Origin of the sequence: Acinetobacter sp. UBA3132 (assembly GCF_002364825.1) — a bacterium.
Classification (GTDB): Bacteria; Pseudomonadota; Gammaproteobacteria; order Pseudomonadales; family Moraxellaceae; genus Acinetobacter; species Acinetobacter schindleri.
In genome coordinates, this window is the sequence record NZ_DEZM01000180.1 from 1 (window position 1) to 12031 (window position 12031).

9 protein-coding genes and 1 pseudogene are annotated in these 12031 nt (G+C 42.4%); 6 read left to right on the forward strand and 4 right to left on the reverse strand.

Annotation, left to right across the window (positions count from 1 at the left end; all coding sequences use genetic code 11):
• Positions 1 to 88: pseudogene (locus B4033_RS09760) on the forward strand (arylesterase); the annotation flags it as partial.
• A 34-nt stretch (positions 89 to 122) separates the two neighbouring features.
• Here B4033_RS09760 and B4033_RS09765 read toward each other — a convergent pair.
• Positions 123 to 737, reverse strand: coding sequence for a carbonic anhydrase (locus B4033_RS09765; RefSeq protein ID WP_004810892.1), 615 nt, complete (start codon positions 735 to 737; stop codon positions 123 to 125).
• Positions 738 to 1043: 306 nt separating this feature from the next.
• On the opposite strand from B4033_RS09765, the gene B4033_RS09770 reads away from it, so the two are divergent.
• Positions 1044 to 2081 carry an alpha/beta fold hydrolase gene (locus B4033_RS09770; RefSeq protein WP_004810894.1) on the forward strand — a complete coding sequence of 346 codons (1038 nt, stop codon included), beginning with the start codon at positions 1044 to 1046 and terminating at the stop codon, positions 2079 to 2081.
• 14 nt (positions 2082 to 2095) lie between these two features.
• Complete coding sequence (locus B4033_RS09775; protein WP_286833530.1) at positions 2096 to 3100, forward strand: hypothetical protein; 1005 nt, start codon at positions 2096 to 2098, stop codon at positions 3098 to 3100.
• Between the two features lie 42 nt (positions 3101 to 3142).
• On the opposite strand, the gene B4033_RS09780 is transcribed toward B4033_RS09775, so the two are convergent.
• On the reverse strand, positions 3143 to 5206 hold the full coding sequence (locus tag B4033_RS09780) for a TonB-dependent receptor domain-containing protein (protein WP_008304772.1): 2064 nt from the start codon (positions 5204 to 5206) through the stop codon (positions 3143 to 3145).
• 178 nt (positions 5207 to 5384) lie between these two features.
• Positions 5385 to 6023, reverse strand: a complete 639-nt coding sequence (gene nfuA, locus B4033_RS09785) for a Fe-S biogenesis protein NfuA (RefSeq protein ID WP_004810902.1) — start codon at positions 6021 to 6023, stop codon at positions 5385 to 5387.
• A 160-nt stretch (positions 6024 to 6183) separates the two neighbouring features.
• On the opposite strand from nfuA, the gene B4033_RS09790 reads away from it, so the two are divergent.
• Both B4033_RS09790 and B4033_RS09795 read left to right on the forward strand, forming a co-directional pair.
• A complete protein-coding gene (locus B4033_RS09790; protein ID WP_286833537.1) occupies positions 6184 to 6801 on the forward strand; it encodes a rhomboid family intramembrane serine protease in 618 nt (205 codons plus the stop codon).
• A 200-nt stretch (positions 6802 to 7001) separates the two neighbouring features.
• The gene (locus B4033_RS09795) at positions 7002 to 8543 is read left to right on the forward strand and encodes a hypothetical protein (protein WP_286833533.1); all 1542 of its coding nucleotides are present in this window, start codon (positions 7002 to 7004) and stop codon (positions 8541 to 8543) included.
• Between the two features lie 307 nt (positions 8544 to 8850).
• Here B4033_RS09795 and B4033_RS09800 read toward each other — a convergent pair whose 3' ends face one another.
• The gene (locus B4033_RS09800) at positions 8851 to 10470 is read right to left on the reverse strand and encodes an inorganic phosphate transporter (RefSeq protein ID WP_017401556.1); all 1620 of its coding nucleotides are present in this window, start codon (positions 10468 to 10470) and stop codon (positions 8851 to 8853) included.
• 510 nt (positions 10471 to 10980) lie between these two features.
• Here B4033_RS09800 and B4033_RS09805 point away from each other — a divergent pair.
• Positions 10981 to 12031: homocysteine S-methyltransferase family protein (locus B4033_RS09805; RefSeq protein WP_286833534.1), on the forward strand; the 1051-nt coding region annotated here is incomplete at its 3' end.

Below are 12031 nucleotides of genomic sequence, written 5' to 3' on the forward strand. Positions count from 1 at the left end.
GATGCCACAGGATCTGGTACATCCAAATGCCAAGGCACAAAGTATCCTGTTAAATAATGCTTATCCATATATTAAAGGCGCCCTCTAAGGCGCCTTTAATATCATTCATTCTTAAATTCAAATTAGAAATCAAAAAAGGTGACTTCACCAGTTTCCAGTGAGTATTCAGCACCCACTACCAGTAATTTGCCTTGTGCAATGAGATTTTCCAGTACTGCTGAACCATGACGTAACTGGTTCACGGAAGCAAATACATTCGAACGCACTGCATGCTTAGACAGTTTGTTGAGGTCATCCTTCAGTTCAGTCTGCATCAGAATTTCAACTGATGGACGTACACGGTTAACAATTGACATCAGATTTGCAGATGGCGGAGTTGCCGGATTGGTTAGTGCTTCAATCGTAGAATGAATTGCGCCACAATGGGTATGACCCAAAACAATGACTACAGGACAACCAAAGCTTTCTGCAGCAAACTCAACACTACCAACCTGAGACGGCGCGACAATATTCCCTGCTACGCGAATGACAAACAGATCACCCAGACCTTGGTCAAATACCATTTCTGCTGGCACACGTGAATCTGAACATCCTAAAACAATAGCAAATGGTTCCTGACTTTCTGCCATTTCAGCACGTTGCTGATGCGATAATAATTTTAAATGCTGCGTTTCACCGTTGACAAAGCGTTGGTTACCCTTTTTAAGACGTTCTATAGCTTCCTGAGCTGTGAGCATTCGTGTTTACCACCGTTGTTTTAAGTTGCAATATTTTAATCCTCTGATTTATGAATGTCACTTGCAAAAAATCAGCTTGTCTAAATTTCTATCAGTAGACCTGTATCACACTAATATTTCAATTTTAATCAGAGTTCACATGAAAACTGAATTTTTTTCACTTATATGGATAACTTATTGGTGACATTACTTCACAATTATTTACAATAGAAATAACTCTATGATTTTATCCGAACAAGGTGGATTTGCTTCAGGATAAAACTGTTTTGAACAGTACACTGGATGCAAGACAAGGAATGTGACGCCATGATAAGAAAATTAATAAAGCGCTCAAAATTACTCTGCGCCATGACCCTAATATTAGCCCCAAGCTTCAGCACACTAAGTCAGGCCCAAGTCAGTTTTCCTACGCGTGCTCAGCCAGGCAATAATATTCTTAGCCAGTATCTGGTTCAGGAACGGCTACAGGCGGGTCTGAAAAGCAAAACGCTGAAAGTCGGTCATATTTCCTGGAGCTATAACGAGGGCGGGAATGTCAATAAACCCTCTATTTTACTGATTCATGGTCTGGCGGGCACCAAAGACGACTGGAATCGTGTCGCACGATTTCTTACCCCTTATTATCATGTGATCGTTCCCGATTTACCCAATAATGGTGACACCCGTACACCCGCAGATTTTGATTTCTCAGTACCGAATGTAACCTCTCAACTGCGTATCTTTCTGGAAGCTTTGGATGTCGATGAGAATCTGCATGTTGCTGGACATTCTCTAGGGGGGTCGATTGCCACAGTTTATGCTTCTCAATATCCTTTCGATACGCAAAGCCTGTTCTTACTGAATAGTGCCGGAATCTATAAAAACGCCAATACGCGCTATACCCGTGATCCATATGCTTTAAAGAACCTGATTGTAAGCAAACCGGGAGATCTGGAAGATGTCAGTCATAAACTGATGCAGCATCCGCCTGCTCTCTCAGATCAGTTAAAACACGCCCAGGAAAAACTGCTGATTTCCCGTTCCGAGCAGACCAGCAAAGCCATTGATCAAATTGTCATGCTGAGCCGGATTTATACCCCGGAAACATTTGCTCGTTTGACCCGTACTGTAGAAGCACCAACGTTGATTTTATGGGGTAAGCAGGATCGTATTATTAATGTTGAAGTAGCTAAAGAGCTGCACTCTCTATTTAAACGTGCCGAAACACCAGTGATTCTGAACAATGTTGGTCATATACCGATTCTTGAAGCAGAAAGACAGGTTGCACAGTATTATTTACCTTTTCTTGCAAAGACACAGACCCTAAAAAATCCACTTGCTGATAAACTCATCCCTTTAAATTAACTTTTAGAATCAATATGCAGAAACACCCGATGATTGAGCAATTGATCGAAGCTCAGCTTGACTTTCTAGATCAGTCATTTGCTCAATCTGAAACGATTCAAAATGAGTTTCAGACTTTTTATCTCTGGTTCCGCAAACAGACCCTGAAAGATCTGTGGAGTCCGATGCAAATTAACCTGCTATTGCAAAAACAAATATTAGGCACAGCAGCCAGCTCTTTTCTGATTGAACAGATTGCAGAACATATCCGTTTTGCTCTGGTCCACCCTGCAAATGACAACACCAAGATTGCCGATGTGATTCCAGTACTGACTATTGATAAGATTGCCCAGTATGTCGCAAGTAAAAGTGGCCATCGTCAGCGCCTGATCAAGAAAGTGGTGAATAATCCGGCCTTCTCTGCCATGATCAGCCAATTGATCCAACATTCAATTCAGGATTATCTGGATAATTCAGTAATTGCCAAAAGCGTACCCGGTGTTTCCCGCTTTATGAAAATGGGCAAATCTGTACTGGAAAATGTGACTGATACCAGTCTGGACAATACCATTGCCAAATACTTGCAAAAGAATATTCTCAAGCTTGGCCAGTTGAGTGAAAATATCCTGAACCAGCATTTTGATGATGAAAAACTCTATCATTTTCAAGCGAATCTCTGGCATAAAATCAAAGACATGCCTCTGTCCGTATTAAAGAATTATATTGAAGTACAAGACCTGACCCAGACTGTGAATTTGGGCCATGAGATCTGGGATCACATGCGCCAGACCGATTATCTGCAACAGCAGATACAGGATGGCGTACATGCCTGGTATGTCCGTAATCAGGAGCACACTTTTGATCTACTACTTCGTGATCTGAATATCAATGAGTCGCTGATTCAGCATGAATTAAATGAATTACTGGTCCCTGTCATTCAGCAGATGATTTCACAAGGTCATTTACGTGAACGTGCGCGCCAATATCTGGAACAGTTTTATTATTCCGAAAGTACACTGAATATCTTAAAGATTGAATAATAAAAAAAGCCGCTTCACGCGGCTTTTTTTATACTCACAGATTTAGAATTTTGCATTTAAGCTGATACCGTAACGACGACCATCTAATAATTGGTCACCATCAATATCTTCTGCTTTTTCATCCAGCAGATTATAGACCCCAAATTTACCTGTCAGGCTCGGGCTAAATTTGTAGTTAAAACCAAGGTCTATAAATTGATAGCCTGGATTCGGCTGGGCTATAGAGGTACGACTCAGGTAAGCAGATGTTTCAGAACGATGGTGCAAGCGGCTCCATACATTTAATGCATCGCTTAATTCATAATCTACCCCGATATTGAACATATGTTCTGGCATCTGGTTCAGTGGCTGACCTTTAAAATCACCCGACTTAAACTCGGAATCTGTATAAGTATAATTTGCAGTTAATGTCGTATAGTCATTTAAAGTAGCTTCTAAAGTAGCTTCCACACCACGAATTTCTGCTTCATCCACGTTAATACGCTCACTGATGAAGTAAAACGGCGTGTCTCCTTCGAAACATGTCCAGTTTTGCCAGTTATTTCGGTTTGTCGTTGTACCATCGGTATCGGTTTCACAGGCACGCACTTCGGTAATACGGTCTTCATATTTAGTGATAAAGCCGGTAATAGAAGTACTGATATAATCATTTTTCCAGTTGAAGCCCAGTTCAGTAGATAGACTCGATTCAGGTTCTAAATCCGGATTCGCACGAATGATGCCACGCCCTGTTGGTAATGGTGAACCGCTACCACCGGTAACACTATAGAAACCTTCAGTGGCTGCACGAATATCAGGTTGTTTATAACCTGTAGCTACACCGCCTTTTACAACAAAATTATCATTTATAGCGTACACCCCATACAGACGTGGTGATAAATGACCACTATAGTTTTCATCATGGTCATAACGTAGGCCGGCTGTTAAATCGAAACGATCTGTCATGCTCCAGGTATCTTCCAAGAATGCTGCAGCAGACCATCGCGTCAATTCACTAAACTCAGGTGAATTCGGATTACGGTTAGTGGCTTTATCTTCGAGCTTTTCATCTTTAAAATATCCACCAAATGATAAAGTATGGTCACCCAACAACAAATTCCATTGACTGTTAGCAGTCCAGGTATCCAAGGTAATTCCTTTGGTACCCAGTTCCGTATTGCCTCGATCCGGATTTTTTGAATTTTCATATTGAATATATGATGAACTGTCCAAGTTATCGTTATAACGGCCATTATGAGTTACTGAATAAACATTACGATAATTGCGCGAAAACGAATCTGCAGCACCTTGAGCGGGTGCTACCGTTTTACCGACTGAAGTCGTAGATTCCTGTTGTACAAAATTGGCTTCAACTTGCACATCATGATCATCATTAATCGCATAGGTCAAACGCGAGTTTAAGCTTTCACGCTCGGTGCCACGGAAGCCGCCAACATAACGATCTTCATTACGTTCCTGCTTATTGACTGCCAGTTGCAAGCCAAGCTTATCTGCAATTAAAGGACCGGCAAGATATACAGAACCATTTTTGATATCACCTGAGCGGTTACTATCCTGAATGATGGTCCCTAACTCAATATTGCCAGACCATTCATCAGACACTTTTTTGGTAATGATATTGACTACCCCGCCCATGGCGTCTGTGCCATAAAGAGTTGATGCTGGACCACGGATAATTTCAATACGTTCAATTGCGGCAATTGGTGGCAGGATATTTTTTTCAAAACCACCGTCATCACCATTTGGGTTCACATCTTTACCATATTGACGCTTACCATCTACTAGAAACAAGGTGTAATTTGAGCTCATGCCACGAATACTGATGGTCTGTGCAGAACCTGCACCTGAAACTACGACCCCTGGCGTATTACGCAATACATCGGTAATGTCGTTATATTCACGCTTTTCTAATTCTTCACGATCAATGACCGTAATGGATGCAGGTGCTTTAGCCAGGTCTTGTTCATAACCTGTTGCAGTTACCACAATCGTTTGCAGTTTCGCAGCTTCAACTTGTGGAGCACCAACTTCTACTGCAAATGTATTGCCCGCCATTGCCGAGCCGATTGCAAAAGCTAATGTCGATTTCAAAAACGGTGTGTTCATACTCTATTTACGCCCCAAAAGTAGATTTATGAAGAAATATTAATGGAATTGTGACGCATTGTATCAAATGTTATTCTAAATACAATTACTATTGATAATTGTTATCATTATTAAATTCAAATAGAAAAAAGACCTCAATATTTGAGGCCTTTTTCATAAGCTAAATTTTATTTGCTACTTACTTGAAGTATGCACCTTCAGCCTGACTATGGTCAGTCTGGTCAACCACACGTGCAAGTTCAGGAACGTGCTGTTTCAAAGTCGTTTCAACGCCTTGTTTCAAAGTTACGTCAATTGCTGAACAGCCCTGACAGCCGCCGCCAAATTTAAGTACAGCGGTCAAACCGTGTTCAGGATCTTCAACCACTTCAACCAGTGCACAGTTACCACCATGACCTGCCAGACCTGGATTAATTTCTGACTGAAGCACGTAAGTGATACGCTCTTCTACAGAGGCATCAGGACCTACACGTGGCACTTTAGAGTTTGGTGCACGGAAAGTCAGCTGACCACCAAAACGGTCTTTGTTGTAATCAATTACTGCATCAAGCAAATAAGGAATAGATGGAGTATCGATGTACGCAGGGAATTCTGGATAATCCTGTTTGTAATCTGTCGGTACAACTTCATCTGGTGCACTATAAGCCATGCAACATTCAGCTCGCGGTGTACCCGGATTTTCCACGAAAACGCGTACACCAATACCTGGTGTATTTTGCTTTTCCAGTAGATCCTTTAAATACTCTTGTGCAGTCGGTGTAATCAATAGATTTGGAATTTCTTCTGTAACTGCAGTGCTGCTGTTCTCAGTCGACATAACAATAATTTCCTCAAGCTGAAGCTGCCATTTTAACTGAAGATGCGGGGTAAATTTAAAATTTCAACTAAAATTGTCGGATTTATTATAAAAGTACTACCTAAATGTCAGAATAATGGCAAGATTAAGGATCACTACTTCAGAATTAGAACTGCCGTCTATGCTGCATTTACCCTTTAATCATACCGTTACCCTTATTCTGATTACCTGCATCATCTCTTTTATTGCTTTTTCCAAAGAGCAGGTCATGAACCGTTTGATTTTCTGGCCACCAGCAATTCAACGTGGTCAATATGACCGTTTTATTTCGCATGGCTTTATTCATGCAGATGGCACACATCTACTGTTCAATATGATTACGCTGTTCTTCTTTGGCAGTATTATCGAGAGCTTTTATCGCCAGTATCTTTATGATCTGGGCTTTGTCCTGTTCTATCTGGGTGGTCTGATTGCAGCCATTATTCCGAGTTATCTGCAAAATAAAAATAATCCACACTGGGCAAGTCTGGGTGCCTCGGGTGCAGTATCAGCAGTATTATTTGCCTATATTCTGTTTGAGCCATGGAAACTGATTTTCGTGTTTTTTATTCCTGTGCCGGCCATTATTTTTGCAGTACTTTATGTTGCTTATAGTGTCTGGTCTGGCAAACGTGGGAACAGCAATATCAATCACAGCGCCCATCTTTGGGGGGCGGCTTATGGTGTGATTATGACCATTATCCTGGAACCTCGACTTATTCCGCACTTCCTGAATAAACTGGCTCAACTCCCCTTCTAGATTCTTTCATTCATCAAGGATACTGAGAATTAGTTTTTAAACGACTGATCATAAGGAAACCATATGCTTCCTTTTATTTCGAAACATCTCGTAATAATTTTAAAAGTCAGGATGTCATATATTGCCAACCTTGGAGTGGATTTTGCAGTGATAATGTATACATCTGTATATTAATTGCTGTAAATCGCGAGATATTTTGCATGTCCAATTCCCCAGACGGTCTTCAATTCCCTATTTCTGCTTCACAACAAAAACCTAGCACTTCAAAAATTGGCCGCACTATCATTTCTGAAGCCTTAAACGCTGTTGATCCTGTACATGCCAGCGCAGCTCAACAGGAAAAAAACTGGCGCAAGCAATATCCGGTTCACTTTAAACATCTGGTTGAAGATGGCCTGCGCTCTCCAGGTGCAGCACTGAATATTGCCCAACAAGGTCTGGAAACAGCGCATGCCAGTTTTGAATATTACCGTGATGGCCAGAAGCATCTACTCAAAGATGTAATGTCTTTACCTGCGCAAAACCTGAGTACCTTTCAGCTGAAAGGTCAGTCTGAAAAAGCTCCTGAATGGTATGTGCCTTATCATGGTAAAAAATTGCAGGGACAAGCCCTACTGGACCAGATCCAACTATGGGAAGAACGTGGTATCGTCGAGCCAAGTCATGCTCATGCCCTGCGTGAATGTATTGCCCATCCGGAATGGTTTGACCTGTCAGATCGTACTACGGTGCTGTTCGGTGCTGCTTCTGAAGCGGGCCCACTGACCTGGTTATCTAAATGGAAAGCCAATATCGTGGCAATTGACCTGCCAAATACCCGTGTCTGGAGCAAGATTCTGGATACGGTAAGTGAAGGTAATGCTACTTTATATGCGCCTTCAGCTGAAACTCTGCCAGCGGATACTTCAATTGAAGTTCTAAAAGAGAAGCTCGGTGCCAACCTGTTGACGCAAATTCCAGAAATTGCCCAATGGCTGATTCAGTTCGAGCAAAACCTGGATCTGGCAGCAATCGCCTATCTGGATGGTGAAAAACATGTGCGTGTTTCCATGGCAATGGATGCAATCATGAAACATGTCAGCGGGCAGAAAGCCAATACCAGTCTGATGTATATGTGCACGCCAACTGACGTCTATGCTGTGCCAGAAGAAGTGGTTCAAGCATCACAAAGCAAATACCAGCAACTGTCTAAATTGGAAAGCACTTTGACCAAAGGTATTTCGCTAATCTCACGCAAATATTTCTTTAAGAAAAATGCACAAGATTTATTCAAAGTTGCTGATCAATCCTATGGCATATGTGACTGTCTGGTCGTTGAACAAGGCCCGAACTATGCGCTGGCAAAACGCATCCAGCAATGGCGTGCGACACTGGCACGTGCCAATGGCCAACGTGTCAGTATTAATATCGCACCTTCTACAACCACTTATTCTGTAACCAAGAATCCGCTGCTTAAAGCTGCGTTTAATGGTGCCAGCCTGTTTGATGTCGAAGCTTTTGCACCAGAAACTACCAATGCGATTATGGCAGCCTTATGGATTCATGATCTGCGTAATCCGGAGTCTGTGGCTAATCCAGATGTAAAACTGAATCATCCACTTGAGCTGATGATGTCTGGTGCAAATCATGGTGGTTTATGGCGAGTGGCTTATCTGGCACGTACTGCACTGCCTTTTGCGGCGCTATATGGTTTTGCGACGGATAAGTTGCCGAAAGGATTGTTAGGCAAGTTGAAGAAATAATAGTAATCGCTCTTTCCTGTCCAAGTTTTTAAAGCACTACACAGGTATTGGTGAGAAAAAGTTTTTTTACTTTTCCCTCATCCCAGCCCTCTCCTGAGCAAGTTTTAAAGCACTGCTTTTAAAACGAAGTACAAGTGAGGGTCAGGGAGAGGTTATTCTCTACTTAAATCACTCTATTTAAATATAAAGCTCTTCCTCTCTTTTTAGGAGATGAGCATCCTTAGAATATATTCCGAGTGCGAAAGGGAGAGGTAAAAATCACCAATAAAAAACGCTGCCGAGGCAGCGTTTTTTAAATCAAATTTTCTTAGAAAACTTTTAACAGTACCCAGTACAAACCACCTGACAGACAGATCGTTGCTGGCAGTGTGAACACCCAGGCAGACAGAATCGTTTTCACCATCTGGAAGTTCAGGCCAGACTTGTTCGCTACCATCGTACCTGCAACCGCAGAGTTCAGGACATGAGTCGTTGATACCGGCATACCGAAACCGTCTGCAGCAGCAATTGTAGTCATGGCTACCAGCTCGGCAGACATCCCCTGACCATAAGTCATATGTTGTTTACCAATACGCTCACCTACAGTCACTACAATACGTTTCCAGCCCACCATGGTACCTAGACCAAGTGCCAAAGCAACTGCCACTTTTACCCAAGTCGGGATGTATTGCAGGAATGAATCCAGGTTATCACGATAGTCGTCAACTGTTTTTTCCTGTGCAGCAGTCATCGCAGGTAAAGCTTCTGCTTTATCCAAGCGTTTAAATGCTGTGGTGCTCAAGTACATGTCATTACGGAATTCTGAAACTTGCGCCTCAGGCACATCTTTAATGTTCGTGTATGAACCTACTTTTTCACCCAAATGATCCGTTAAGCTTGCCAATGCTGGTACAACTTCAGCATTTAACTCTTTAGTCTGAATATATTTGGTAATTACGGCACGTGCCTGTTCATCCGGAATATCATCATGCTGTGGATAGATCACATCAGCAGTTTGAGCAGATAACTGACCGAAAGACTGGATATGCTGTGCATCAAGATTCTTGTTTAACGAGTATGCCAAAGGTACACAACCGATCAAGATCAGCATGATCAGGCCCATACCTTTTTGACCATCATTTGAACCGTGGGCAAAGCTTACGCCAGTACAGGTAAAAATCAGAATGGCACGAATCAGTGGTGGTGGTGGCTTGTTACCTTCAGGTGGCTTAAACAGTTCTAGCTGCTTTCTGAAGATTTTTTTCACCAGCAAGAACAGGATTGCAGCAAAAGCAAAACCGATCAAAGGCGAAAATAACAGCGCCTTACCGACTTTCATCACCTGTTCCATGTCCACACCGGAAGCACCGCCACCTGCGTTGAGCAGATAGTTCATGATGCCCACACCCAGGATCGAACCAATCAGGGTATGTGAACTAGAAGCAGGAATACCCAGGAACCAGGTGCCCAGATTCCAGAGAATCGCGGCGATCAGCATGGCAAAGACCATGGCAAAACCGGCCCCTGTACCCACGTTCATAATCAGTTCAACAGGAAGTAATGCAATGATCCCGTAAGCAACGGCACCACTGGCCACCATTACCCCAAGGAAATTACAGAAACCTGCCCACATGACTGCAACCGGTGCAGACAATGCGTTGGTATAGATTACGGTGGCAACCGCGTTGGCTGTATCGTGGAAACCATTGACGAATTCAAAGCCCAGCGCAATAAATAGCGCTGTGGCTAAAAGAATCATCGAATACAGACCGATTGCTGGAACATGCGCCAGATCTGAAGTCAACTGAAAGCCGATATAAATCAGCGTAGAAATAATTACAGTCAGAAACACCGGCATAAAAAATTTCGGTGTTGGCACATGAACATTAGTCGACTTATGGGAAGGCGACTGATGGGCTGAACCTGAGGGAGTTTGATTAGAATTCATGCAAGCAGGAATAGAGGATTCAAGAATCCCCATATTGTTCAGTTTAATTGTGACAATTATATGACAAAGCGCCGTCATATAGACCAATTTTTTAGACTTTCTTGCTGCCGTTCATCCTAAAGCTACATACTATCAATATTAAAATTAAAAAATAAATAACTTATTTAAATAGAAACCGTTTATCCACTCAACTTCATTCATGTTTTGCAATAAAATTGATCATTTTCTCAGGACTGTCATTTTCCTGAGCCGGTCACAGTTGACTCTATATTGCCCCAGTCATATGACACTTTCATGAAACTCATTTATATTTTATTTTCGGTCAAATTCCTCCATAACTGACTTCGAGCTTTCTGTTTTCTATCTGTTTTCAGCTTTCTATGCACAGTTCAATTTGCTTATCAGATTTTCATATCAGCCATATCCAGCATTCTGAATAATGGCTACAGAAAACTGCGCACTAATCTGTTAAGATTATTGCCGTTTTTGATGCTTACTGAGAAAGTCTGAATGTCCACACTTGCCACCCTGAAAGAACTTCTTGCCAAAAGAATTTTAATTATCGATGGTGCGATGGGTACCATGATCCAACGCCATAAATTGGAAGAAGCCGATTATCGGGGTGAGCGTTTTGCTGATTGGGCATATGACCTTAAAGGCAACAACGACCTTCTGGTTTTAACACAACCACACATTATTCAAGGTATCCACGAAGCGTATCTTGAAGCGGGCGCTGACATTATTGAAACCAATACCTTTAACGGTACCCGTGTTTCAATGTCGGATTACCACATGGAAGATCTGGTTCCAGAAATTAACCGTGAGGCAGCACGTCTTGCCAAAGAGGCCTGCGCGAAATATTCAACCCCTGAAAAACCACGTTTTGTGGCAGGTGTAATTGGTCCGACTTCACGTACCACCTCTATTTCACCAAACGTAAATGATCCTGCATTCCGTAACATTACTTTTGATGCATTAAAAGTCGACTATATCGAATCGACCAAAGCACTGATTGAAGGTGGTGCGGACATCATCCTGATCGAAACAGTATTTGATACCTTGAATGCCAAAGCTGCCATTTTTGCGGTAAAAGAAGTGTTTAAAGAAATTGGTTATGAATTGCCAATCATGATCTCAGGTACGATTACCGATGCATCAGGCCGTACATTGACCGGTCAAACCGCTGAAGCGTTCTGGAATTCAATGCGTCATGCAGAACCGATTTCAATCGGCTTTAACTGTGCGCTGGGTGCAGATGCGATGCGTCCACACGTAAAAACCATATCTGACGTTGCTGATACTTTCGTTTCTGCACATCCAAACGCAGGCTTGCCAAATGCTTTCGGTGGTTATGATGAAACCCCTGAAGAAACGGCTGCATTCATTAAAGAATTTGCAGAAAGTGGCTTGATCAATATCACGGGTGGTTGCTGTGGTACGACGCCAGATCATATCCGCGCAATTGCGCAGGCGGTTGAAGGGATTGCTCCTCGCCAGATTCCTGAAATTGAGCCTGCATGCCGTTTAAGTGGTTTAGAACCATTTAACATCACCAAAGATT

What these genes read in the sequence shown, in the direction of transcription:
- B4033_RS09765 (WP_004810892.1), bottom strand. Translation starts at nt 737, where the DNA reads ATGCTCACAGCTCAGGAAGCTATAGAACGTCTTAAAAAGGGTAACCAA.
- B4033_RS09770 (WP_004810894.1), top strand. Translation starts at nt 1,044, where the DNA reads ATGATAAGAAAATTAATAAAGCGCTCAAAATTACTCTGCGCCATGACC.
- B4033_RS09775 (WP_286833530.1), top strand. Translation starts at nt 2,096, where the DNA reads ATGCAGAAACACCCGATGATTGAGCAATTGATCGAAGCTCAGCTTGAC.
- B4033_RS09780 (WP_008304772.1), bottom strand. Translation starts at nt 5,206, where the DNA reads ATGAACACACCGTTTTTGAAATCGACATTAGCTTTTGCAATCGGCTCG.
- nfuA (WP_004810902.1), bottom strand. Translation starts at nt 6,023, where the DNA reads ATGTCGACTGAGAACAGCAGCACTGCAGTTACAGAAGAAATTCCAAAT.
- B4033_RS09790 (WP_286833537.1), top strand. Translation starts at nt 6,184, where the DNA reads ATGCTGCATTTACCCTTTAATCATACCGTTACCCTTATTCTGATTACC.
- B4033_RS09795 (WP_286833533.1), top strand. Translation starts at nt 7,002, where the DNA reads ATGTCCAATTCCCCAGACGGTCTTCAATTCCCTATTTCTGCTTCACAA.
- B4033_RS09800 (WP_017401556.1), bottom strand. Translation starts at nt 10,470, where the DNA reads ATGAATTCTAATCAAACTCCCTCAGGTTCAGCCCATCAGTCGCCTTCC.